Origin of the sequence: Sphingobium sp. PNB, from assembly GCF_019873065.1 — a bacterium.
Lineage (GTDB): Bacteria > Pseudomonadota > Alphaproteobacteria > Sphingomonadales > Sphingomonadaceae > Sphingobium > Sphingobium fuliginis.
Window position 1 is genome coordinate 50,765 of record NZ_JAINEZ010000009.1, and the last position, 25,722, is coordinate 76,486.

The following is a 25,722-nucleotide window of genomic DNA, read 5'->3' on the forward strand; positions in this document are numbered from 1 at the left end:
CCCTGCGGTTTTGCGCACTCCTGGCGCCACCGGGTGCCTCAACCATGGAGCGCGCTCGAACCATTGGCGGAGCGCTGCGCTCGCGCCTCCCCGACCTCATGGTGCAGGCAGACGACCCCGGCTTTTTGCTGCTGGCGGGCGCTCCGAATCCGGGATGGGCCTTGCACGCTGCGCGCGAGGGCAGAACCCAGGTACTCGGCTCCCTGTTGCCGGGAACGCTGCCGAAGGATTCGCTGCCCGCCGCGCTGGAGACCTCCACCGATCCCGTCGAAGCTATGTCCGCGATCACCCGGCTGTGCTGGGGCCGCTACGTCGCGTTCATTCACGACCCGGAACGCCAACAGACAAGCTTGATGCGCGATCCGTCGGGGGCGCTGCGCGCCTATATCTGGAAGGTCGATGGTCTGACGCTGATCACGAGCGGCCTGCCCGACGCATTGCTCGACAGCGTAGGCGTGCGACCCGTGGTCGACTGGTCCGCGCTCGCAACACTGACGGCCTTGCCCGAACGGGTGGGAAGCCTGAGCGCGCTGACGGATGTCACCATCCCCCTGCCGGGAACTATCTATCATGTCGGCAAGGACGGCATCACCACGCAGGGCATCTGGTCTCCGACGGCGATCGCCCGCCAGGATCCGGCGCCCCTTGCCGATCTCCCGCGCGTCCTGGCGAATTGCATTGCCGGTTGGGGCAATGGCTCCAGCCCGGTTTCGATCGAACTGTCGGGTGGCCTTGATTCTTCCCTCATTCTGGGAGGCCTCGCCCGACGCAAAGACCGACCGGCGATCCACGCGCTCAATCTCGTGCCGGGCGCGACCGGAGGCGGAGAGAGCCGCTTTGCCAGCGCGGTCGCCGATCACTGGGACGTGCCCCTGGTAGAGGTCGGTATCCACCCCAGCGAGATCGACTATATGGCGCATATGGAGCGATCGCGACCAGAGCAGCCGCTCGTCTATGGTCTCGACCATATTGCCGACCAGACATCGGTGCGCTCCGCCGACCTTGTCGGCGCAACGACAATATTGAGCGGCCAGGGCGGCGACGCGGTGCTGTTCCAGCCACGCGGTCCCCACATCGCGGCTGACCGGCTGCGCGCCAAAGGGCCTGGGCCGACCTATTGGCGCCTGCTCGCTGAGAGCGCCGCATCGACCAACCGATCCATCTGGTCGTCGCTCTGGCGATCGCTGCGCCCACTCCCCATGCGCGCGGCCGCCAATTTCCAGCCGGCTTTGGCCGGAGCGCTGCTGCGTGCCCAGTTGGAAGCAGGTCTGCCGCTCCATCCCTGGATGGAGGAGGCGAAGCGACTGCCGCCAGGCAAGCGGCTGCAGATCGCCATGCTCTCCAACTGCCAGATATTCCACGCACCGACGCTGACGTCCGCTGGCCTTCGGCTCGCCCATCCCATGCTGTCGCAACCGGTGGTCGAGCATTGCCTTCGCGTGCCGACATGGGAGCTGGTTCCCGACGAGCGCGACCGGGGCGGCGCGCGCGACGTCTTGGCAGACTGGCTGCCGCCAGCGGTGCGCGAGCGTCGTACAAAGGGTGAGGCCACCGGCTTCTACAGCCGGGCCATCGCTCTTCAGCTCGACCGCCTGGGGCCGCTTCTGCGCGAGGGTCATCTGGTGCGGCAAAATATTATCGACCGCGCAGCGCTGGAGCCAATGCTGAACGGTGAAGCGCTGCTCTGGCGCGGTGATCATTCGCTGCTCGCAACGCTGGTGGCGATGGAATTGTGGGCGCAGCGCTGGGCTTGAGGCTTCCTCCGACCGCCAGCCGATCGCCAAGCCAAGCGGCAATGTGCTGCCACATGTCGCGGATATTGCCGGGGCTGCGAAGGTTATGCGCTTCGCCCCAATAGCGCAGCAAGGTCACGTCGCGGCCGCGACGGTGCAACTGCGTGAACATCCGCTCGGAATTGATGGCGAGTACCGGATCGATATCACCGTGGATAAGCAGCACCGGATCGCTGATCGCATCGGCCTGATAATAGGGACTGCTCAACCGATAGCGTTCTGGCGCTGCCTGCGGCCCTGTCTGCATGCTCCCCTGCCCGCCCTCCGCCCAACCAAAGCCGACCGTCAGCGGAAACCCCTCCTCAAGTGCAACCCGGTCGGCCGGCGACAGCGCGCCATGCTGAATCGCAAGGTCAGAAGGTGCCGCGCTCGCGATATAGGCGCGGAAGCGATGACTTTGGGTGGCGATCTTGAGGCTGGTGTAACCACCGAAGCTATGGCCGTAGACTGCCACCCGCTCACTATCGATTAAGCCGGTCGCAATGGCCCGATCTACCGCCTGCTCAACCTGCGTGCCAAGGGTCGCACCTCGGTCCATGCCATCCCGCGCATCGACAAGGCTGGGCATCAGCACGGCGTAGCCAAGGCTCGTGAGCAGCAATGGATTGACTGACGCGGCGACCATGTCGGGCGCAACGGCCGGTCGACGATCCATGGTGAAGGTCATCCCAGGATAGGGCACGACAATGAGCGGTAATGGCTTGCTCCTATTTCCTGCTGGACGGATCAGCCAATCCGTAAGGCCCGTAGCGGGGTTGGTCAGCGGCCGCATGTCAGGCAGATCGACATCTGCCAGATGGGCGTTGGTCCGATCGATCTCGCGAATGCCGGCCGGCCCCGAGGCCATGAGCCGGCCGACACCGCAGGCATCGCGCGTGATCAAAAGCGCGATACCTGCACGCCTGCTGCCGAAAAGCAGGCGCGTGATCGGATCGGTTGTGTGATCAGTCGTTCGATTGGCCCAGCCTAGCCAACGAAGCTGCGCCTGCGCACCCTGCGGGATGACAATGGGGGCATCGTCGCTAATGGCAGTAATCGAACGATGGTTGGCGCGAATGCCGATATCGAAGCTTTCGCTCGTCGATCGCGGCATGCTGATCGGCCCACCTTTTATGATCCTCCTGGAATTTCCAGTGCGGTCCATCGTCCATAGTCCATCAGGGCAGGCGAGGAGCAGTCGGGCGCTCCCCGCCTGCAGCAATGGTGGCTGACAGGGCAGCCGCTCCAGAGCTTTGTTGATGGAGGCTGCGGCACGCGGAGCACTCCAGCGGCTCGATCTCCCGCCCCGCTGGCCAAAGACGAGTGGAACTTCGCCCCACCAGCCCGCGCGCACCAAACGCACGCCGCTGTCGTCGGGCGGCAGGAAGGGGGTCACGTCGTCGAAAGCTGCACGAATGCGGCCAGTCCGCGCGTCAAACAGACGTAGCTCGCCTGCCGCCCAATCTTGGCCGGGCGCTCGCGCAAAGAACATCAGCCGGTCGCTCCTCGGTGCCCATTCGAGGAAACCCGGCTGGATGTCGCAGCCGATGCAGGCCTCCCGTTCCAATCCGCCCTTAGTGCGCAGGACCGACAGTCGATATTGCCGGTTCTGGTCACTCGACCGAACCGGGACGTTCAAAGGGATGACCGGCTCCGGTCCCTCGCGGAGCAGCGCGATCGAGGCGCCGTCAGGAGAAATGGCGACATCCGCAATCGGTCCATCGCCAAGCTGGGTGGTCTGTCCGGTTTCGACATCGATCATGAGAAGTCGACGCTGCGGAAGCGGCGCAGCCTCGCCTGTGCCGCCAACGACTGAGACACCGGGCTCCTGCCCCCGTGCCGTGCGCGCCCAGAGAGGGATGACCTCGGCCTGATAGCGGCTACCCGTCGCGAACGGCCACGGCAGCGCCGGACTGTCCGCTGCAACCAACAACAGGCGCTGATCGTCCAGCCAGTCTGGTGCCGGATGCAACAGTGAGGTCACGGGATGCTGCAGGAGCCAGCGCACCTCCCGCGTCGCCATATCGACGATCCCGAGCGAGAGCATCTCGTCCTTCAGCCTGAAAACCGCTAGGCGCTTGGCCGAAGGCGACAGGCTTGCGATCCAATAGCCCGCGCCATCATCCTGCGAAAAAAGCGGTTCAAGACGCCCGCCATGCTGAAGGTCGAGACGCATCACGACCCCCAGCCCCCGCCGGGTAAAGCCGTCATAGCGGTAGCTCGCGGCGCTGTCATAGCGGCGATAGCGATCGATCACCACCCATCGGCCGTCGGGATCGATGAGCGCCTGGCCGTAGCTTTCGACGCGCAGCATATCGTCCACGCCATAGGGGCGTGCGTCGGCGATGCCGGCCATCGCCAGGCATAGCGCCGCCAGCCATGGGAAACGCATGTCACGGATTCCTGATTGGTGGGGTCTGAGCGAAGCGGCGGCCTAGCCGCGCGGCGCTACCATCGTTTTTTCACCTGCATCGATACGAAGCGGCCCAGCACATCGGCATTGGCCGGGTCGTAGGCAAAGCCCAAATTGCGGTCGACAAAGGGCGGATCGCTATCGAAGAGATTCTGCACGGTGACAGCCAGGCTCAGCCCCTTGCGCCAACCCTCCGCTGTTCGCGGTTCATAGCGCAATTGCAGGTCGACGCCGTTCCACGACGAGATCGGACGCGCGGGCGCACTGATGTTGTCAGTGTAGGGACCAACATGGTTGAGCGAAAGCGTTGCCCCGACGTCGCCTCGCGCCCAATCGAGAGTGCCGCGCAGGCGGAAGTCTACGGGATTGCCCAACGTCCCTACTCGCTCGATCATGGGTGAAGCAGGCGTGAGCTGATCCTTATAATCAATGAGGATCATGCTGTTGACCGAGATGTTCAGCCGGTTCGAACCCAGGGTGAGGCTCTGACGCATCTGGATATCGACCCCGCGCACATCCACCCGGGCGGAGTTGACATAGCGCCCGTCGAGGATCGCGCGGAAGGATTCCGGGGCGAAGGTCGTCGGCACGCTCGACCCTGGCACCGCGAGCAGTTCCCGCACGCGAGCCAGATCGGCGGCGTTATGCGCGGGATCGATCAGAGTTACATAGGGCGCATAGATGGGGTTGGTGAGCGCCTGGAGAATATTCTCGGTGACCGGCTGTCCGATCCGGTTGGAGAAGCGCGTCTGGAAATAGCTGGCCTCCAAGCCAAAGCCCGGCACAGCCTTGGGCTGGACCCTGAAGCCGACAGTCAGCGATTTGGCCTTTTCTGGTTCGAGACTGCGATTGCCGCCGCGTTGGGTGAGGACCGGCAGGTTGCCACCACCCGTGGTCGGGAGCTGGGTGTAGGAGACGCGGAACGGGTCGAAAATCTCTGGGAGCGCAGGCGCGCGGAACGACGTTCCCCAGCTTCCCCGTAGCTGCAATCCTTGCGCCGGCTCCCACACCAACCCAATCTTGGGATTGGTGGTCGAACCGAAATCGGAATAGCGCTCATGGCGGACCGCGACCGACAGGTCGAGGCGCTCAACACCGGGGCGCGCATTGCCCGGGCCGACCATCGGCACGGCCAGTTCGCCAAATACGGCAACGATCGTCCGGTTCGCCTTCGGCGTCACCGGCGCGGGCGGCGTGACGCCCGAGGCGAAGGTCTGGACCGAGCGGGAGAAATGCTCCTCGCGCGCCTGCGTCCCGAAGGCGAGCTTCAGCGGCCCGCCGGGTAGGTCGAAAAGCGTGCCGTCGGCGATCATGCTGCCATTCAGCAATTCGCTGCTGTAGCGCTGGCGGATGAAGCCGCTGCCGATAAAATCGATGATGGCGGCGCTGTTGCTGCTGCCATCACCGAAAGGATTGAAATAGCCGTCGCGCGCCGCGCTATAGGCGGTTAGCGGATTATCGGCGGTGAGGCCCAGCGCTTCATTGAGCGCGCTGCTGTTGAGCAGATGATCGCTCAGCTGCCGATCAACCTGACGGGCGTGCGACATATAGGCGTCGACCTGCCAGTCGCCGCCCAGTTCCGCCCGGACGCCCGCTGTCACCGAATGGCTGCGCACCCGGCCACTGGTGAGGATCGGGCCGATATCCCTGCCAAAATCATAGGCGATCGCCACTGACGAACCGCCGGTGGGCGAAACGAACCAGGGATTGGCGCGGGTCACGCTCATGATGGTGAGCGACGGCTGCGATTTCGCATCGAACTTGCGATCGGAATAGCGGCCTTCGGCATAAAAGGTGAGGCCGGCGGTCAGTTCCTGTTCCCCGCTCACGAACAGGCTGTGCCTGTCCTGCTTCGAGAGCAGGTCGACATGGGCGCGCGGACTGGAAAGACTGGCGCCGGGTAGGAAGTCGCTGGGCTCAAGATCCGTGCCATCCTGTCCGTCGGGAATGGCATAGGCAGGGACATAGGTGCGGCTCACGGGGTCTAGCACCACAACGGTGCCGGGAGCCGAGAAATATTGGCGGTAGTCATGGCCGCCGAGCTGCCGCAGGTCGGCTGAGCGCGTATATTTGCGCGCCGATCCAGGGAGGCGACCGCGATGCTGGTATTCATAGGCCGCAAGGATATGACCGGTCGCCCAGCGGGCACCCACCACCTGTCCGGCGATGATGTCCTCACTGCCGCCTCGCGTCACCGTGCCGAGGCGCAGCCGACTCTCAGCCCCTTCGAAATCCTTGCGCAACAGGATGTTGACCACGCCGCCGATCGCGTCCGAGCCGTAAAGAGCCGACGCGCCATCAGCCAAAACCTCGACCCGCTCGACCGCAACTGCAGGAATGCTGGAGAGATCGGTGAAATCGCCCTTCCCGCCCGCGCCCGCGGTCCGGCGGCCATTGACCAGGGTCAAAGTTGCGTCTGAGCCTAAACCGCGCAGATTGATGCTCGCCCCAAGACCGGGGTTGATGCTGACGCGGTCCGAGCCGGTAAGGCTGGTATCCTCATTGGCCATGCCGCCGAAATTCTGCGGCAGCAGCGCCAGCGCCTCTGCAACCGTACCCGCGCCGGAGCGGGCGATGTCGGTGGCCGTCATGCTGATCACCGGCGATGAGGGCGGCGCTGCCGAGCGGATATTTGTGCCGGTAACGACAATCCCAGCTGCTGCCATGTCCGGCGCGCGAACCGGCTTCGGCCGAGGCGCGATTGCCTGGGGTAGACGCTGGGGGACCGGTCGATGCTGGGACTGACCCTGTCCTTGCGGCGATGGCGCCCCGCGCGGCGAGAGCACATAGACATTGCGGCCCTGATGGCTGACGGTGATCGGATAGCCGCCGATCAGCTTGTGCAGCGCCTTGTCGGCATCCATCGATCCCACGACCGAGCTGGTGCGACGGCCCTCTACCAACTGGCTACGATACAGAATCTGGCGGCCCGTCAGCACCATGTACCGCTGCAACGCCTGATCGAGCGAACCCGCCGCGATGTCGAAACGCGGATGCACCTCCTGCGCATAGGCCGCCGGTGCCATCGCGGGAACGCTCGCCAACGCCCAGGCCGCACACAGGAGTAGGCCGCGACGCTGTGCAGACCTTGCCCGTTTCGGCGAATCCATACGATGGACGTTCCTGGCTGTCATGGTTTCCCTTCCCCTGCTGGTCCGGCGGACCGAGGAGCGGGTCTCCCGCCTTCCCCTGTCGCCTAATTCTGTAACGTAGAGGAACGGGGGTAACCCTGGACGATATGTGAAATTTTTAAATCAGGATCGCACAGGGTCAGGGACAAGACGGATAGTGCCATTGGTTTGCGGCTCCGCGCGTAACGGGTAGAGCGCGATCACGGCCCGGATGAAGGCATCGCGGTCGCCAACGGCAAATCCGCCGTTGACGCGCTCATCCGCGAGATCCGGCGCCTCCAGGATGATAGGCGCCTTGGAATAACGATTGACTTCATCGACTGCGGCGGCGAGCGATCGGCCCTCGAACTGGAGCCGGCCGGTGGTCCAGGAGGTGATCGCCTCGACATTGCCCCGCTCTTTCTCGCCAAGTCCCGCTTCCCGCGCCATCATCATGTCGCCCGGCAACAACTGATCGGTGCATTTGTCGGACGGGCATTGCGCGGCATCCACCCGCACCTTGCCCTCGATCAGAAGGATATTGGCATCCGATTGCTGGCGATCGATCTCGAAGCGGGTGCCGAGCGCTCTCACGGTCGCCACGCCCGCATCCACATCAAAGGGACGGCTCTTGTCATGCGCAACATCGAACATCGCCCGGCCGCTGATCAGGGCGACGCGTCGATGCCCTGACGAGAAATTTATGTCGACGGCGCTTGCGCTATCGAGATGGAGCCTCGTGCCGTCCTCCAGGCGAACCAGGCGTTGCTCCCCAATTCCCGTTTCATAATGGATCGCCACTGGCCGGAGGAGGAATGTGCCAAGGGTCATAGCTCCGGCAATAACCGTGCCTGCCACCCACAACATTGGTCGACGGATGCCTGACCGAGGCGCGGTTCGCTCGATTGCGTCATCGACCAGAGCAGCAATTTGCGGGTCTTTCCCGAGCTTCTGTGCGCTCTCCCAATGCCCATTTAGTCGCTCATAGGCGGCGGCATGGCGCGGATCTTTCTTCCAGGCAAAGAATTGCTGGAGTTCGGCCGTGTCCGCAACGCGGGAATTGAAGCGCGCAACCCAATAGGCTGCGTCTTCCTCGATTTTTTTATCTTCTTCGCTGCCCATCGTCATCCCTACCCTCAGTCCGACAGCCGTTGTGCACACAATATAAGTGCCTTGCTCACCCGTCCCTCAACGGTCTTGACCGAAACTCCCAGCCTTTTCGCGATATCTGCATTCGTCATGCGGGTGAACCGCGACAAAAGAAAGACCGTCCGAAGATCCGGTGGCAAAGATTGGACGGCCTGTTTGAGGCCGAGGAAATATTCCTGCTCTCCACAGTCTTCTATGTCCCAGGAAGGATCGGGATCATTAGCCGCCAGCGGTGCGGGACGGGTCTTGTTGCGGCGCATTTGATCGAAGGCAAGGTTGAGCCCGATCCGGAGCAGCAGCGCGCGGGGCCGACGCTCCGCCTCCTCTTCGCTGTAGCGCGCTACCCGCATATAGGTGTCCTGCACCAAATCCTCCGCTTCAAGACCAGAGCCCGCGAACCGGCGTTGCAGCCTTCCGAGCAGCCAGCCCGCATGATTGCGGTACAGCCTGTCGACCATCCCGTCCTGCCGGCTACCCATTGGCAGCCACGGCGTTTTCCCTTGCTCGCCGGTCATTACCCGCGCCTTTCCTTCAATTACGAAGGGCGTGCCGCCCCATAAGGACGGCAAAGGAAAAGCTCCATGCCGGTGCATCGCGCAAAGGGCGCGCGCATGGATCGGCCATGCCAGCACCAAGTCTGACTCGCCGATCTTCGGTACAGGGGTTTCCACGCCCCGCCATCGGCCTCCCGACGGCACCAAAGAGAATTCCGTATCGAGAATCGGCTGGCAAGGGCTTGAAAAAAGGGGTCGGGTGTTGGAAATCCTGTACAAGGACCCGTTATTTGGACGTCGCGCCGCTGCCGACCGGCCAGGCCAAAAGCCCGCCGATCCCCCGGCCCATGGGACACGCGTCCTGTTTCACGGCACCCGACATCTCCTCCATAGCGCAGCCGCCGCGACTGTCTAACTGCGCCGCGCAAAGCGCAGAAAAAATAATGGCTGAGCTGTTCCTGCGCAGCAATCTGCGGGTTCTTCGCCAATTAGCTGCGGAGATTCGGCATTTAGCTGCGGAAACTCCGCGGCTAAATGCCGAGTTGCGGCGAAAAGCTCTCCCGATCCGCGAATGATTCGATACGCGCGAACTGTCCGACACACTGAGGCTTCGAATGCGGCGATCCGCTTTTATGCGATGATTACCAAGCGGCCTGATTGATACAAGGCACATATTTTTCTTGGCTTTTCTACGCCAAAGGGGGAATCTGGGGGAATGAAGACGTCTCTCGATCATCTGCCCGAACGTAAACAGCGGGAGCTCGGCGAAATCCGTCGCATATTGTTCGAAGAGTTTGAGGACACGATCGCCGGGCGTAATGCCCCTCATCGCAAGGCCGGTCGGATCCTCAAGGTTATCCTCTATGGATCACATGCGCGCGGCGACTGGGTAGAAGACCCGGTCGGTGGTTATTTCTCCGATTATGACGTGCTGGTCGTTGTGAACCATGAGGAACTCGCGGATCCGATCGAATATTGGAGCAAGGCCGAGGACCATCTACTCCGGGCCCACACCATCTCAAAGAAGCTCAGTGTTCCGGCGCACATCATTACCCACAGCCTGACCGACGTGAATAAACAACTGAAGAAGGGTCGCCCCTTCTTTCGAGACATCCTCCGTGATGGTATTGCTCTCTATGAAGCACCTGACAATCCGTTCGATCAGCCAGTTACTTTGCCGCCGGACGAAGCACGAGCAGAGGCACAAAAGCATTTTGACAAATGGTTTCCGAGCGCAACAGCATTTTTCAGCATGGCTCGACACGCACTTTCGGAAGGAAATGAAAACGAAGCCGCGTTCGTTCTGCACCAGACCACTGAACGACTTTATGACTGCTTTCTCCTCGTTAGTACGTTGTACGCACCAAAATCACACAAGATTAATTTGCTCAGGTCACAGTGCGAACAGTTGGATGCAAGGTTGATTCAAGCGTGGCCGCGGGATACAAAATTCACGCAGCGTTGTTTCGAACTGCTGCGCGGTGCTTATGTCAACGCACGTTACTCAGAGCATTATAAAATCACTGCCGAGGAACTGGAATGGATTTGTGAGCGGATTACTATACTCCAAGGATTGGTAAAGGACATTTGCCAAGAGCGACTGGGATCGTGACTAAGAGCGCCGCTGACACCCTCCCATGACAAGGCCGGGCTTCACCCCGGCCTTAGATTCAATCACCAGATTTTGACCCGATCCTTGGTCGGAAGATAGAGCTTCTCACCGGGTTCAGGCTTAAACGCGGCATACCATTCATCAAAGTTTCGAACCGTGGAAATGCGGTATTGAGCGGGCGAATGGGAATCCGTGACGAGCCGTTGGCGCAGGGCGGCCTCCCGATATTTGATCCGCCACACCTGCGCCCATCCGAGAAAGAAGCGCTGGTCGCCGGTCTTTCCGTTTATGACCGGAGCTTGCTTACCGCCCAGTGAAGTATGATAGGCATCGAGAGCAACAGCCAAGCCTGCCAGATCGCCGATATTCTCACCCAAAGTCATGGCCCCCTTCACATGCACACCGGGGAAAGGCTCATAACGATCAAATTGATCGACAAGGCGTCCGCTGAGCGCCTTGAAGGTGGCGACGTCGGCCTCACTCCACCATGGGTTGAGCTTCCCGGTCTCATCATATTTTGAACCCTGATCGTCAAAATGATGGCTGATCTCATGGCCGATCACAGCGCCGATCGCGCCATAGTTGACCGCCGGGTCGGCATTGGGATCGAAAAAGGGCGGTAGCAGGATGGCAGCGGGAAAGACGATCTCCACCTTGCCGAAATTGGCATATGCATTGATCTCCATGGGCGTCATGCCCCATTCCCAACGATATATCGGCTTGCCAAGCTTTCCCACCTGATAGTCGAAGGCAAACTGGTTGGCGCGAACTGCATTGCCGAACAGATCGCCCGCCTTGATCATGAGACCCGAATAATCGCGCCATCTGTCTGGATAACCGGTCTTGGCCGTAAACGCGGCCAGCTTGCGGCGAGCCCTGATTTTCGCGGTATCACTCATCCAGGTCAGCTTATCGATCCGGCGGCCCATGGCCGCGATCACATTCTGGACCAGTGCGTCCATCGCCTCCTTCGTTTCAGGCGGGAAATATCGCGCGACGTAGGCCTTCCCAACCTCCTCTCCCAAAGCGCCCTTGAGAAAATCGATGCCACGCTTCCAACGTTCCGGCCGCATTGGCGTACCAGCTAGGATTGTACCGTAGAAGGCGAAATCCTCGTCCCCGATATGGTCGGGCAGGAAATCGGCATAGGTATGGATGCTTCGCACGAGCAAAGCATCCTTCAGAACCTGAAGCGGAGTCTTCGCGATGAGCGCCGCCTCCCCCGCAATGGCGCTGGGCTGCGCGACAATCATCTCGGCGGGTTTGATGCCGTTCGCGGCAAAATAGGCAGGGAAGTCGAACCCGGGCGCGTCCACCGTCAATTTGGCGAGTGTGGTCTTGTTGTAGACCCTATCGACGTCGCGGCTTTCGACCCGTGACCAATGCAGCTTCGCTATTGCCGTCTCAAACGTCATCAGAGCGTCAGCTCGGCTGCCGGCGTCAGTTTCCCCAATCAGAGTCAGCATTTGTGTAAGATACGCACGATATGCCGTCCGGATCGCGGCCATTTTGTCGCTTTGCTCGAGATAATAATCGCGATCCGGCAGGCCCAAGCCGCCCTGACTCAGCTTGATGATATAGCTGTCTGGCTTTTTATCGTCCTGCCCAACGTAGAGGCGAAAAGGACCGGCAACACCAATGCGATTGGCCTTCGCAACGAGGTTTTCCAGGCCAGCTTTGTCGCGCAATTCGCTGATTTCCCGGAGCCATGGTGCGATTGTCGTTAGACCCGCTTTCTCAACGGCAGCACGACCCATATAGCTCGAATACGCTGCCCCAATCTTGTTCAAAGGGTCTTTTCGGGCCGCGTCCAGAATTGCCCTTGTGCGTTCGCGCGAGAGGTCTTCCAGAAGGTTGATCATGCCGAAGCTGGCCTTGTCCTCCGGGATCGCCGTGCGCGCATCCCAGTTTCCATTCGCATAGCGGGAGAAATCCTCACCCGGCGACGCTTCATGGTCCATGCCATCTTCATCAAGCCCGTAAGTACCATAGGCCGAAGCATTCGATCCGGAGGGCGCGCCCTGATCTGCGTGTGCTGCTGGAAATGAGAATACAGCCAGAAACATTGCTGCACCTAAGTTTGACGATCGCATCCCGAACCCTCTCGAAAGATCCAAGGTGTCAAACGGCGTTCAAAAGGGACCCCCGATCGGCGTCGAAGAGGGACCCCCTTTTCAGATAATATGATGCTGGTTTGTTGAAGATGGCCTTGCGCTGCGTGCGGCGGAGGGCGGGCGTAGCCCGACCGGAGGCGCGCGCAGCGCAAGATAGATTTTTGAAGGCGCCGAAGGTGGCTGTCAGCTGCGGTTTTTGAAGCGCCAGCTGTCGTTGCCCGTCTCGACGATATCGCAGTGGTGGGTGACGCGGTCGAGCAGCGCCGTGGTCATCTTGGGATCGCCGAACACGGTCGGCCATTCGCCGAAGGCGAGGTTCGTGGTGATGATGACGCTGGTCCGCTCATAAAGCTTGCTGATGAGGTGGAACAGCAACTGCCCTCCCGAGCGGGCGAACGGCAGATAACCGAGCTCGTCGAGAACGATCAGGTCGAGCCGCGACAGCTGCGCCGCCAGGGTCCCGCCTTTGCCGATCCGGGTCTCCTCTTCGAGGCGTGTCACCAGATCGACGGTGTTGAAGTAGCGGGCGCGAGCGCCCCTTCGCACGACATTGGCGGTGATCGCGATGGCGAGGTGGGTCTTGCCTGTCCCCGTGCCGCCGACCAGCACGATATTGCGGCGAGGCGGGAGGAAGGAGCCATCGTGAAGGGAGCGGATCATCTCCTCATTGATCGGTGTGCCCTCGAAGCTGAACCGCTCCAGGTCCTTCACCACGGGCAGCCTCGCAGCCGTCATCCGATAGCGGATGGAGGCTGCATCCCGGTGGGTCGCCTCAGCACGGAGCAGGTCGGTCAGTATCTCCATGGTGGTGCGCTTGCGCTGGAGGCCGGTGGTGACCGCCTCGTCGAACGCCGCCGCCATGCCCTTGAGTCCGAGGCCGCGCATCGTGTCGATCATATCATGCCGCTGCATCATAGCCTCGCAGCAGATCATAGCGGGCACAGTCGGCGAGCGGAGGATGCTGCAGCATCCGGTCTTCCGAAGTGACGATGCTGTGGGGTGTCGCCGGCTCGCGGCGCCGGGAGAGGATGTTGAGGATCAGCTCGTCGCTGGCCGTTCCGTTCGCCAACGCTTCGCGCACGGCAGCCTCTACCGGCTCCAGGCCATCGGTGAGCACCGCCGAGAGGACCCGCACGAACCTGCGATCGGCCTCGTCCCCGGTGCCGAGCCTTCGCCGTAATCGGTGCAGGGCGGGCGGCAGATCCCAGTCCTGGAACGGTGCGCCGTTACGCAGCGCGCCGGGCTTGTGCGCGAGGACCGGCAGATAATGCCAGGGATCGTATATCGTGCGGTTCCGACCGAAGTGGCGCTCATGCTCCCCGACGATCGCATCGCCGCAGCGTATGACGATGCGATCGGCATAGGAGCGCACCTGAACGGTCCGGCGTGCGGCCGTCGACATGACCGAGTAGCGGTTGCGATCGAAGCTGATGAGGCAGGTGCCGGTGACGGCATGCTCGCTCTCATGGAAGCCGTCGAACGGTGCCAGGATCGGCTGCAGGGCCGGTCGCTCCATATCCAGCGCCTCGGCGACGGTAATATCCCCGCGTTCGGGATGGGCATGATGCTCGGCCCAGCGCCGGCACTCGGCCTCCAGCCACCCGTTGAGCTCGGCCAGGCTGGCGAACCGGAGCCGCGGCTGGAAGAAGCGGCCTCGGATTGTCTGGACCTGCTGCTCGACCTGGCCCTTCTCCCATCCCGCCGCCGGCGAGCAGGCGGTCGGCTCGACCATGTAATGATCGGTCATGATCAGGAAGCGGCGGTTGAACACACGCTCCTTGCCGGTGAACACGGCCGTCACCGCCGTCTTCATATTATCGTAGATACCGCGTCGCGGCACACCGCCGAAGAACGCGAACGCCCGGGCATGGGCATCGAACAGCATCTCCTGGCCCTCGCGCGGATAGGCCCGGACATAGGGTGCGCGCGAGTCGCAGAGACGCATATGCGCCACCTTCACCCGCATCGGCTTGCCGGCGATCTCCACATCCTCGTGGCTCCAGTCGAACTGGTAGGCCTCACCCGGCTGGAAGGTCATCGGGATGAACGCCGGTGCGCCTTCGCCAGCATCCTTCCGCCGCGCAGCACGCCAGCGCGCCGCATAGCGGCGCACCGCATCATAGGATCCATCGAACCCCTCGCGCACCAGCAGGTCATGGATACGCGTCATCCGTAGCCGATCGCGGCGGCCGCGACCTTCGTTCTCCTCAAGCAGCGCATCGAGACGATCCTGATAAGGACCGATCCGCGGCAGCGGCTGGACTTTGCGCTGATAGTTGAACGCCGCCTCCGGCGACCGGATCGCTTTGCGGACGACCTTCCGCGACAAACGAAGGTCACGAGCGATCGCCTTGATCGCCTTACCCGCTGCATGCTCACGCCGAATCCGAACCACTGTCTCCACGATCAACATCCCGTTCTCGCCAACTGATCAAAACCAGTCGGCCGACTAAATCCCCGGGATGAAGGGGTCCTTTTTGCACGCCGATCACCCCACGAAGGGGGTGCCTATTGCACGCTGATCCTCAGATCCAAGGGGAGAGTCGGTGAGCCACAAGCGTGAACCGTGCAAAAGCCGCAATTTCCCAACCCGGTGAGCGCACCGTCGGAGCCGACATACCTTCGACCGAGATCCACGGGCTACTACGTCACTGTCCCCACCCCATCTAACGAAAATAGTGGGGCCTCACCCTAGAGGTATCGCCGGTCTGTAGGAAATTTCACGCAGCCCTTGCTCTGTCGTCGGCTTATTTCTGCACGGAGCGATGTGCAAAGGTCGACCCTTCCTTGCCGCTCAAGTGCCAAATTTCGCTCGCCGGTAGCGGACATCTCATTGCCGCGCTCAGGCCGGTCATCATGTCCGCTTTGTTGGACGATCCGGAACGTCTCCTTCGGAGCGCGGAGAAGCGACATCTGCCGTTCCAGCTGATCGACGCCGAACGTCAGCATCCGCGCCCGAGCGGGTATGAGCGCCCTAGATCCTGGCACCCGAAGCAGACTTTGGGCGGAAACCTTGTCAAGGTTGGGTGGAGGGTTCGATCCCTCGCCCGAAGATTTTACAAAAATTCAGTTTGTTATAGCATCCTAGTGGGTGATTTTTATCACGCGATTTTGCGAGAAGGGGCGCGTAATCAGCGCAGAGCTTAATTTCGGCTGTCCTGGCGTGCAATCGGGAGCCTCCGCTTCGGGGTGGTGATGAATCTGGAGGGAAGCCCTGACGGTCAGCGATCTTCGACGCATCCCGGCACCGTTTTCCTTGCCGAAGGTGTAGCCGCCGGCAGCCAGCGCAACGGGTTTCAGAATGCAAGCCACTGTTGCAACGTGTCTTTTCTGAATTGTATTTGGCTGGTCGCACTGGCCAGCATTTACTTCAAGGGTTAATGCCTTCTCAATTGCAGGAGGGAGCAATGGCGCGGATTCGCCACATCGGAATCAGAAATTTTCGCTGCATCCAGAAGCTGGATTGGTTTCCCAGCGCCGGGATCAATTGCCTGATCGGCCCGGGCGACGGAGGCAAATCCTCTGTCCTAGACGCGATCGACCTGTGTCTCGGAGCGCGTCGGAGTGCGCCGTTCACCGACGCCGATTTCCACGCCCTCAACGTGACAGCGCCAATTTCGATCAGCATCACGATCGGCGACCTATCCGATGCCCTGAAGAGCATCGACACATACGGCGCCTATGTTCGTAGCTTCGATCCTGCAAACGGGATCATCGACGATGAACCCGAAGCCGGGAAGGAAACGGTCCTGACGATCAAGCTGTCGGTCGGCAGTGATCTCGATCCCGTCTGGACGCTCGTGTCCGATCGCGCCCACGCGCAAGGCCTCTCGCGGAATCTGACCTGGGGCGACCGCATGCGCTTGTCGCCCACCCGGATCGGCGCGCTCGCGGAAAGCAACTTGGCCTGGCGGCGCGGTTCGGTACTCAACCGCCTCACCGACGAAAAGGCCGATACGTCAGCGGCCCTCGCTAGTGCTGCGCGAGACGCCCGCAAGGCCTTTGGCGATCTAGCCGATGCCCAGCTTGGCGAGACGCTGAAGATCGTCGCCGATACCGCCCGAGAACTCGGCATTCCCGCCGGCGAAAAGTTGAAGGCGATGCTCGATGCCCATTCCGTGTCCTTTAGCGGCGGTACTGTCGCCCTCCACGGTGACGATGGCATACCGCTGCGCGCGCTCGGTGTAGGATCAACACGCCTACTGGTAGCTGGGCTTCAGCGCAGGGCGGCCCAAGAGTCGAGCGTACTCCTGATCGACGAGCTCGAGCATGGCCTGGAGCCCCACCGGATCATCCGCCTTCTGGGGTCGATCGGCGCGAAGGAAAACCCGCCGCCCATCCAAGCCTTCCTGACGACGCATTCTCCCGTAGCGCTACGCGAGCTGCGAGGCGACCAGCTGTGGGTCTTGCGCAAGCTCGCAGCCGGCCACAAGCTGGATCTGGTCGGCGCCGGCGACCAGATCCAGGGGACAATCCGCGTGCATCCGGAAGCTTTTCTCTCGCATTCGGTGCTCGTCTGCGAAGGCGCCAGCGAGGTTGGGCTGATGCGCGGATTGGATCTGTGCTTTGCAGCGCAGGGCGCTACCTCGCTCAATGCCCGCGGCGTAGCATTGGTCGATGCCGGGGGCGTCAACAAGATCTATGGCCGCGCCAACGTCCTGCTTAACCTTGGCTTCCGTATCGCGACACTGCGCGACGACGACGTTCAGCCCGATGTCGGCGAGGAAGCGCTGTTTACGTTTCAGAACGGGCGGCTCTTCAAATGGGCGGCTGGGCAAGCGCTCGAACAGGCGATCTTCCTGGGTGTGAGCGATACCGCCGTCCATCAACTCCTCGAGCGCGCGGTCGAACTCCACGGCGAAGGATTGATCGATGAACATATCCGCGCCGCATCGCAGAACGCGCTTGCCCTCGCGGTTTGCCGAGGACCGGTCACGCCGTGGAGCCGCCAGACCCTAGCCACTGCGGCAAAGGGGAAAAAGAACGCTTGGTTCAAGACAGTAAGCTGGATGGAGGATGCCGCCCGCGACATCATCGGTCCCGACTTCCAGAACATGAGCGCCGACTTCCGCGGCAACATCGCGGCCTTGTTCGATTGGTGCCATGGTGTCTGACATCGACCTCCTTGCAATCGATCGCGGCACGGTCACCGCGCCCGCTGGTTGCGGCAAGACCCATCTTATCGCGCAGGCCCTGACCCGGCATGTCGGCGCTAAACCCATTCTTGTCCTCACCCATACGAATGCAGGGGTCGCTGCTCTGCGGGCCCGCCTCGACAAAGCTGGCGTTGTCCCCTCACACTATCGCCTGGCGACCATCGATGGCTGGTGCATGCGGCTCCTGACGCTGTTCCCCAAGCGGGGCGGACACGACCCGGCCATTCTCACGATTGCAAACCCAAGATTACATTATCCGGCAATCAGGCAGGCGGCGGGGACCTTGCTGCGCGATGGGCATATCAACGACGTGCTGGCAGCCACCTACGATCGCATGATCGTCGACGAGTATCAGGATTGCTCCGAGGTCCAGCACGCGATCGTCTACTATGCAGCGCAAAGCCTGCGCACCTGCGTCCTGGGCGATCCCATGCAGGCGATCTTCGGTTTTCAGGGCAATGCTCTCGCCAACTGGGAACAACAGGTCTGCGCGCATTTTCCCATCGCAGCTGAGCTCACCGCCCCCTGGCGCTGGATGTATGCAGGCGAGGCAACCTTCGGACGCTACCTCCTCGATGTACGCCATGCCCTGATCGCCGGGCACGGAGTCGATCTCTCTGCGGCGCCCGCCAATGTGTCCTGGGTTCACCTCGATGGGAGCGAGGACCACCAGCGCCGCCTAAGGGCGGGTGCCGTAGCCGCAGCAGATGGAGAGAAGGTTCTTATTATCGCTGATTCCCGAAACCCTGCCGGCCAAAGACAATTTGCCAGTCAGATCCACGGTGCTGTCACGGTAGAGAATGTCGACATGCGCGATCTCATTACATTTGGGGATGGCCTCGACTTTACATCCGCGGGTTTGCTGCAGCATCTTATATCATTTGCGGGATCGGTCATGACCAATACCGGCGGTACCAACCTGCTGAACCGGGTCGTCACCCTGCGCGCGGGACGCGAGCGGCAGCCAGCTTCAGCTGTCGAATCGGCAGCCATTAGATTAGCTGAAACGCCGTGCTATCGAACGGCGGCAGACCTGCTCGTTGAAATTGGGCGGGAACAGGGGGTCCGCACCCACCGCCCCGCGATCCTGCGCGGCGCCCTGCGCCTGCTCAAGAATTGCGGCGACAACCCCGGCCTCTCGCCCGCCGCTGCAGCCATTCAGGAACGTGAGCGATCGCGCTTGATCGGCAGGCCGCTCGCAAAACGCACCGTCGGCAGCACTCTGCTGCTCAAAGGGCTGGAGGCGGACACCGCAGTCATCCTCGATCCCGGCGAAATGGATCGACGACACCTCTATGTCGCGATGACGCGCGGCGCGAAAAGGCTCATAGTCTGCTCGCGGACCGCGCGGCTGACGCCCGGGTGAGACCTGCCGACCGAAGGAATATCATTGCGCCCGCTTAAATCTGCGCGTGAAACTGGAGGACGAGGTTGAGCCACATCGGCGATCTGATCGAGGACAACACCAATTTCCGGGTGGATCGCAGGGACGGCAGAGCGTCTTTTCGGCCCGTGAGAGATTCCGACGCCGACATTGATCGGTTTCAATCTGTCGTGCTGTCATCCCGCGCCAACCAAGGCGACGGCTACGTGATAGAAATCGAGGAGAAAATGAGCGATCTTGGCGAATCTGATTGATCTCGTGATGGTAACGCTTGATCGGGCGCGATCGGCGAGGCAGTTTCTTGCTAGAGGGGCAATGATTATCAACCAGTTTCAGTTCACGAGCGCGCAGCGACGGGCCGTTCTTCATTTTGAAGCGAGCGCGGGCGCCTCCCAATGATCAATACGCTTGCCCTCAATTTGATCGCTACCGTCATGGCTTGGGATAATGAGCGCGCGACCAGGGAATATGCCTGGTTGCGCCTGATGTCCTCGATGAAGTATGACGGCTATTCCGATTTCCGCGCAGGCGTACGGTTTCTGGAGAGCCTAGTTTCATGGCTGCGCCACTTCGACCCGGCGGACCGCGAGACAGCTTACGCCCTGGTTCGGCGGCGCCTAGTCTATATCTCGACCGCCGAGATGCAGCGCGTGATCGAGACCTTCATCCCCGAGGTGGTGACGCCCTATCTGCGCAAGGCAGTCGCCAACACAATGGGCATCAAGCCCTACGAGGTCTGGGCGACGAAGGAGGGCGCGAACGCATTCTCCGATCGACTGCGTCGCTGTCTCTTTGTCGGGCTGAGCGACGGAAGCCGTATCGACGTCCTGCGACGCGCCAACTCCGGGCGCTTGTCCCAGGAACAGGTCGTGCCGATGATGAACGTCGATGATGAAAAATGGCGGGGCCTTGGCAAAGACCTGAAGGACGACCTTAAGTCCGCGGACGCCCGCTTCGACGATGTCTATCTGATCGACGACTTCACCGCCTCGGGCACCACCTTCATACGCTTTCCCGAAGGCGGGGAAGCGAAGGGAAAACTCGCCAAGTTCGAAAAGATCGTCGCAAACGCGCGAGCCCAACTCAAGAACGACTTCCCGCTGGCAGACGGCTATACACTGCATATCCATCACTATATATCCACCGCCCAGGCGAGAGAGGCGCTCGAAGGCCGGATCGCCGAGGCAGCGATCAAACTTTCCAGTCGCAGCTATGGGACAGCGTTCATAACGGAGGGTCTGAGGCTACCGGGCGATCTGCGCATCGGCGCTGCAGATGCCGCGACCGGCACAATGCTCGCTGCCAACTCAAGCGACACATCCTATCTCGGGCTGTGCGATACCTACTACGATGATGAGCTCTTCATGCGGCTCGAGAAACACTGCAGGGAGGCCGGGCAGACCGACATGAAGTACGGATATGCGAACTGCGCGCTCCCCCTGGTCCTCGAGCACAACACTCCCAACAATTCGATATCCATCCTCTGGGCCGACACCGAGGGAACGCAGGGCCCGCCCATGCGGCCCTTGTTCCTGCGCCGCGATCGCCACGGATAAGCAGAATGGCAAACCCCTTCCTCCGCCGGGCAACCGAGTATGTCCGAGACGACGCATCGTTCCTGTCAATCGTCAGCCCGTCGCCGCTCACGACGTTCCTCGCCAAGAACAAGCATAAGGACGATATGTTCGAGGTGCCGGTTCGCATCATCGGCTCGCCCGGAAGCGGCAAGACTATGCTTGCGACGCTCGCCGAGTTCAGGATGGTCGAGGCGATCCTCAAGGACAGAACGAACGCCACCAATCGTACCCTGGCTGCCGCTCTCGCCGAGGCTGGCTTCCTCCAGAATGCCATCCCCCATATCGCCGCCGTGCGCGTACCGATGGAATCCGAGTATCGCGAGTTCTGGGAACTGCCGTACGAGAACGCCGTAAAGACCAAGCTCGCCTTCTGGCTAGTCCAGGCCCGCGCGATGCTCGGCCTCATCCGGAACCTCACGGCCAACCGAACCCGAGACCTCGATGGTATAACCTTCGTGCCGCGGGCTTCGTACGAGGCTCATCTTGAGCAAATCGGCGGCTTAACTGCCCAGGGCGTCCGCGACCGCGCCCTCGCCGTCCAGCGGGCGATCTACTCGATCGGCGCTGGCCTGCGGCCACCGAAGCTCAGCGATCTGCCAGAGGATGCAACAGCCCCCTACGCGCCGTTCGACGCCATTCAACGGATCAGAATCGAATGGGACGGCGAGCCCATCGAAGTGACGCCGCTGGTGATGCTGGACGACGTTCACGCGCTTCATCACGATCAGCTTGAGGAGATGTTCGAGACTTTGTCGCATCGCGAGATGAAGTTCGGCAGATGGATGATGATGCGCCTCGACGCCCTGAGTCCCGGCGCGGTGCTCCGCTCTCCCGGCGCGCAGCCATCCCACGGGCGCTCGCAGGGCCGCGATTTCGTCGACATCCGCATGCAGGTGGTCGAAGACGGCAAGAAGGATGCCGCTCGGCGGCAGTTCCGAACGATGGCCAAGGACATGGCGAAGCGGTACCTCCCGCTTGTCGAGGCGCTTCGCAACCGGGGGGCGACCGACATCGAGCGCCTTCTTCCCTCCGAGCCGCCAACCGTAACCCCGGCTCAATTGCGGTCACTCACTGAGAAAATCGCACGCGAGCAGGCCAAACGTGGCGTTGCCGCCTCCCGTCGGGAGGAGATCGACGCAATCGTCGCCGATTATCTGAAACGCTCGCGCTCATACGACCATGGGCCGGAGGTGGCGCTCGCGATGGTGCGCATCCTTATCCACCGTTATGCTGTGCGCATTGCACGGTCCGCGCCGTCCCTCTTCGAAGATTTCGATCCCGAGCCGAAAACACCGTTGAAGGCAGACGCAGACGTCGCGCACGGCGCCCGCCTGCACCTCTACCACGAACTAGGACGTCCGTTCCATTTCGGGATTGATGATATTTGCGACGCCAGTAACGAAAATGCCGAAATCTTTCTGCAGTTCGCCGGCGCGCTCGTCGCGAACATCGAGACCCGCGCGATCCGCAACGAAGATCTTCCTCTGCCAGCCAAGACCCAGCAGAAGGTGCTCTCCGACAAGGCGCGCGCGATCATGGATGGCTGGGCTTTCCCGCACGCCTCCCGGGTGCGCGCCATGGTTGATCATATCGCGAAGGACTGCCTTGCCGAATCTCTGCTCCCGAACGCGCCCCTAGGGGCCGGCGCCAACGCGATCGGTATCCTGGAAGACGAAATGCAGGCCCTGTCGCTGGATGATGAGTTGGGCGCGGTGCTGAAGCACGCCATCGCGAACGGAGCGATAACGATCGAACGTGATTACGGTCAGGGCGGCAAGCTTTGGACGCTGATCGAGCTGACCGGCACGGTGAGCCTCGTCCACGGCCTGACCTATAATCGAGGCGGATTCCTCGAAAGGCGAGTGGGATATCTACGCGACGCAGCGGGGCTGGCCGATGCGTGAACATTGGTCAAACTGCATCACGAACTTCGACGACGACGTCGCTTCGTTCATCCGGGATTATTTCGCCGATCCATCACGCCGCGTCTTGCTGGTTGCAGCCGCCGGGTTCGATCCGCGTTCGCAGCGCGTGTCCCAGTTGCTAGCGGACACGCTCGACGAGCGGTTATCCGCCTACTACATTCGTGAGGAACGTCCAGGCGCGACCGACGAGCTCGTAAAACGCGCGGATGCGAACGAGACGGCGTTAAAGGCCATTGTTCCGGCCTCCAAGGTTTTCGTGCTGCCGGTATTCGCAGACGACGGTGCTCCTGTTGGGGGTGCCCGACTGGTCTCGGAGATTCTTGCCAACCCGATCCCGGCCGACGTCACGGACGTAATTCTGGATCTTAGCGCGCTTTCCATCGGAATTGGCTTTCCGGCAGCCAAGCTCCTCCTCGAGGAATGCGAGGAGGACGGCAATCGCGCCTTCCACCTGATGATCGTGTCGAACCCGGAACTGGACGACCAAATATCCAGCGTCCCGTCGAGCCGCATTAGTCCGGTCAAGGGCTTCGCACCCGACGTCGGGATGAGCGCGCTCGAAGTTGCCCCGGTCTGGATACCGCAGCTCGCGCGGGGCAGAGCCTCCACCCTGACGCAGATCGGTGCATCGAGCGGGAACTGGTACAAGATATGTCCGGTGCTGCCCTTTCCCGCTCGGAATCCGCGCCGCGCCGACGATCTCCTCACCGAGTTCCAGACCGAGCTCGTCGATGAATGGGAGATAGACCCCCGCGACATCGTCTACGCGTCCGAGAAGAACCCTCTCGACTGCTACCGAACCCTGTCCACCCTGAAGCAACGGATCGACCGGACAATGGAAGGGACCTATGACCCCCGTATGGTACTCTCGCCCTTGGGCAGCAAGGTGCTGGCGGCAGGGGCGATGATGGCCGCCATCGAACACGGCATGTCGGTGCAATATGTCGAGACGGAAAGCTACGACTTCAGCGCGGCGAAGCCGTCACCAAGCGATCCTCCGGACATGATGGTGCACCTCGTCCTGTCGGGGCCCTTGTACGCGGGCTATAGCGAAGAATGAGCACGCCCAGGTTCAGTTCCAAGCTCGATGCGCTGCCCGCCACTCTCGACCTTTTTGCCGATTTCGATCCCGCCCCGATCGCGACATCGCTCATGCGGGGAAACTGTGGTCACGCCTTGGCGATCGGATCCGGCGGTTCGGTCGTCGCAGCCGAATATTTCGTACGATGCCGAGACTCGCTCGGACTGGGGCCGACGTCGGTCGCCACGCCTATGCACGCGGTTACCGATCATCATTCTCTCAAGTCCACCCAAGTGTGGCTCTTCAGCGCTGGCGGAGACAACCCCGATGTGACCGCGGCGGCGCAGGCGGTCATCGACCGCGCCTGCGTTGATCTCAACCTCGTTACGCGCAACCCTGATGGCGCCGCCGCGGCGATCGTGAGGCAAGTCGGCGGTGCGGTGCATGTTGTTCCAGTCGCAGACCTCAAGGATGGATATCTCGCGACGCACTCGCTTCTTGCGATGACCGTCGGCCTTCTGCTCGCCAGTGCGATGGCGTCTCGCGAACCCGCATCAAGCCCTGCGCCCCTCGAACAGATCGCGGGCCGACTGACCGGGGCTCGCGACATTAGTGAACGCAGCCATCTTGTGGACCAATGGGCGGGCTTTCGGACCAGCGACACCCTGATCATCGCCGCCGATCCGCTGTTGCGGCCCGTCGCATCGCTGCTCGACACGTCCCTTTGGGAAGCTACGCTCTGCCCCGTGCAAACGACCGACTTTCGCAATCTCGCCCACGGACGGCATGCGTGGCTTCACCATCGGGCCAACGACACGGTCGTACTTGCGCTCACAGGGAGTACGTCCCGCGCGTCTTGGGCGGCGATCGACGATGTGCTTCCAGATGGTTTGCGGCGCACGGCGGTCGACCACGGCCGTTGCGGTAGGCTCGAGAACCTGCTCGCCCTGATCGACGGGCTCTCGTTGGTCGAGGCCATCGGCGAAACCCTGGGCATCGATCCCGGCAAACCCGGTATCGGCGAATTTGGCCGTGCGATCTACGACGACCGATCCCTCGAAAAGCTGGCCCATAACCTTCCGCCTCGGCTACGTCACAAACGCGCGGCAATGGCGAAGGCCGATGCGTCGTATCCCGAACAGCCCAGCCTTGCGTCAATTGGCAGCGAGCGGTTGCGAACACTCGAAGAAGCGGACATTGGCGGTGCGGTCTTTGACTATGACGGGACCATAGTGACGACCGACGGGCGATATGATTTGCCCGATCAGAGAATTGTCGACGAGCTGGTCCGGCTGCACCGGGCGGGCTTGAAACTGGGGATCGCAACCGGGAGAGGCGGCTCTGTCGGAGACGATCTTCGCAAGGTACTTCCCGCAGACCTCCTCTCCTTAATGGTCATCGGCTACTATAACGGCGGATATATCAGCACCGCTGACGTCCAGATCGAGCTGGATCCGCCCGCGCAGAGCGCAGCTATCGCCGCCACCGCCTCGTGGCTGGAGAAACGGAACGACCTCTTCCTTGAGAAAAAATTCAAGGCAGGGCCAGTGCAGATCAGTGTGGACATGCACCGCCTGAAACACCCGTACCGATTCGCGCTCGATCTTGCTGCGTGCCCCCTAATCGCGACCGGCGAGGTAAGGATATCGGCGTCCGGACACAGCTTCGACATCGTTCCCTCGTCATCGAGCAAAGCGGCTGTCGTCGAGGCGGTCCGCGACGTGGCACGCCCAGGGACAGCAATCCTGTGCTTCGGGGATAGTGGCGCCGCTTCGGGCAACGACCACGCGCTGCTCTCGCATCCGCACGGCGTTAGCGTCGGCGAAGTCTGCGGCGCGCCAAACGGTTGCTGGTCGCTGTTCGGCGGCACTATAACGGGACCGGAGGCCCTTCTCAAACTGTTGGCCGCTCTGGTACAATGTACGTCTGGCGAGATTCGCCTCGACACAGCTTCGCTGTCGCTAGACAGTCGATGACCCAAGGAGTACATAGCAA

The 25,722-nt window shown here is 61.8% G+C and carries 17 protein-coding genes; 10 read left to right on the forward strand and 7 right to left on the reverse strand.

What is annotated here, in order from left to right; all coding sequences use genetic code 11:
- Positions 1-44: 44 nt before the first annotated feature.
- The gene (locus K7W03_RS05290; protein ID WP_158230105.1) at positions 45-1,754 is read left to right on the forward strand and encodes an asparagine synthase C-terminal domain-containing protein; all 1,710 of its coding nucleotides are present in this window, start codon (positions 45-47) and stop codon (positions 1,752-1,754) included.
- Here the strand turns inward: K7W03_RS05290 and K7W03_RS05295 are convergent.
- The 4 genes from K7W03_RS05295 to K7W03_RS05310 all read right to left on the reverse strand — a co-directional run bounded on the left by K7W03_RS05295 (position 1,636) and on the right by K7W03_RS05310 (position 9,115).
- The gene (locus K7W03_RS05295; RefSeq protein ID WP_046766258.1) at positions 1,636-4,164 is read right to left on the reverse strand and encodes an alpha/beta hydrolase family protein; all 2,529 of its coding nucleotides are present in this window, start codon (positions 4,162-4,164) and stop codon (positions 1,636-1,638) included. The genes K7W03_RS05290 and K7W03_RS05295 overlap by 119 nt on opposite strands.
- 56 nt (positions 4,165-4,220) lie before the next feature.
- Positions 4,221-7,211: a TonB-dependent receptor gene (locus K7W03_RS05300; protein WP_052757587.1), complete on the reverse strand. Its 2,991-nt coding sequence runs from the start codon at positions 7,209-7,211 to the stop codon at positions 4,221-4,223.
- Positions 7,212-7,439: 228 nt separating this feature from the next.
- Positions 7,440-8,423: a FecR family protein gene (locus tag K7W03_RS05305; RefSeq protein WP_052757588.1), complete on the reverse strand. Its 984-nt coding sequence runs from the start codon at positions 8,421-8,423 to the stop codon at positions 7,440-7,442.
- Between the two features lie 8 nt (positions 8,424-8,431).
- Positions 8,432-9,115, reverse strand: coding sequence for an RNA polymerase sigma factor (locus tag K7W03_RS05310; RefSeq protein WP_139111427.1), 684 nt, complete (start codon positions 9,113-9,115; stop codon positions 8,432-8,434).
- 113 nt (positions 9,116-9,228) lie between these two features.
- Here K7W03_RS05310 and K7W03_RS05315 point away from each other — a divergent pair, with 113 nt between their 5' ends.
- Both K7W03_RS05315 and K7W03_RS05320 read left to right on the forward strand, forming a co-directional pair.
- Positions 9,229-9,513, forward strand: a complete 285-nt coding sequence (locus tag K7W03_RS05315; RefSeq protein WP_139111426.1) for a hypothetical protein — start codon at positions 9,229-9,231, stop codon at positions 9,511-9,513.
- Between the two features lie 140 nt (positions 9,514-9,653).
- On the forward strand, positions 9,654-10,550 hold the full coding sequence (locus tag K7W03_RS05320) for a HEPN domain-containing protein (RefSeq protein ID WP_046766262.1): 897 nt from the start codon (positions 9,654-9,656) through the stop codon (positions 10,548-10,550).
- 62 nt (positions 10,551-10,612) lie between these two features.
- Here the strand turns inward: K7W03_RS05320 and K7W03_RS05325 are convergent, their stop codons facing one another.
- The 3 genes from K7W03_RS05325 to istA all read right to left on the reverse strand — a co-directional run bounded on the left by K7W03_RS05325 (position 10,613) and on the right by istA (position 15,077).
- Entirely contained in the window at positions 10,613-12,643 is a 2,031-nt protein-coding gene (locus K7W03_RS05325) for a M13 family metallopeptidase (RefSeq protein ID WP_046766263.1), read from the reverse strand.
- A gap of 204 nt (positions 12,644-12,847) precedes the next feature.
- Positions 12,848-13,576 carry an IS21-like element helper ATPase IstB gene (istB, locus tag K7W03_RS05330; protein ID WP_031304487.1) on the reverse strand — a complete coding sequence of 243 codons (729 nt, stop codon included), beginning with the start codon at positions 13,574-13,576 and terminating at the stop codon, positions 12,848-12,850.
- A complete protein-coding gene (gene istA, locus K7W03_RS05335) occupies positions 13,563-15,077 on the reverse strand; it encodes an IS21 family transposase (protein ID WP_021238707.1) in 1,515 nt (504 codons plus the stop codon). The genes istB and istA overlap by 14 nt, the downstream gene beginning before the upstream one ends.
- Positions 15,078-16,071: 994 nt before the next feature.
- On the opposite strand from istA, the gene K7W03_RS05340 reads away from it, so the two are divergent.
- The 7 genes from K7W03_RS05340 to K7W03_RS05370 all read left to right on the forward strand — a co-directional run bounded on the left by K7W03_RS05340 (position 16,072) and on the right by K7W03_RS05370 (position 25,703).
- The gene (locus K7W03_RS05340; RefSeq protein WP_061939961.1) at positions 16,072-17,778 is read left to right on the forward strand and encodes an ATP-dependent nuclease; all 1,707 of its coding nucleotides are present in this window, start codon (positions 16,072-16,074) and stop codon (positions 17,776-17,778) included.
- On the forward strand, positions 17,768-19,186 hold the full coding sequence (locus K7W03_RS05345; RefSeq protein ID WP_061939963.1) for a UvrD-helicase domain-containing protein: 1,419 nt from the start codon (positions 17,768-17,770) through the stop codon (positions 19,184-19,186). The genes K7W03_RS05340 and K7W03_RS05345 overlap by 11 nt, the downstream gene beginning before the upstream one ends.
- A 65-nt stretch (positions 19,187-19,251) precedes the next feature.
- On the forward strand, positions 19,252-19,458 hold the full coding sequence (locus K7W03_RS05350; protein WP_061939965.1) for a hypothetical protein: 207 nt from the start codon (positions 19,252-19,254) through the stop codon (positions 19,456-19,458).
- Between the two features lie 141 nt (positions 19,459-19,599).
- Positions 19,600-20,760, forward strand: coding sequence for a hypothetical protein (locus K7W03_RS05355; RefSeq protein ID WP_061939967.1), 1,161 nt, complete (start codon positions 19,600-19,602; stop codon positions 20,758-20,760).
- A gap of 5 nt (positions 20,761-20,765) precedes the next feature.
- Entirely contained in the window at positions 20,766-22,685 is a 1,920-nt protein-coding gene (locus tag K7W03_RS05360) for a hypothetical protein (RefSeq protein WP_061939970.1), read from the forward strand.
- Positions 22,678-23,766 carry a hypothetical protein gene (locus K7W03_RS05365; RefSeq protein WP_061939972.1) on the forward strand — a complete coding sequence of 363 codons (1,089 nt, stop codon included), beginning with the start codon at positions 22,678-22,680 and terminating at the stop codon, positions 23,764-23,766. Before K7W03_RS05360 ends, K7W03_RS05365 begins: the two co-directional genes overlap by 8 nt.
- On the forward strand, positions 23,763-25,703 hold the full coding sequence (locus tag K7W03_RS05370; RefSeq protein WP_061939974.1) for an HAD hydrolase family protein: 1,941 nt from the start codon (positions 23,763-23,765) through the stop codon (positions 25,701-25,703). Before K7W03_RS05365 ends, K7W03_RS05370 begins: the two co-directional genes overlap by 4 nt.
- Positions 25,704-25,722: the final 19 nt, after the last annotated feature.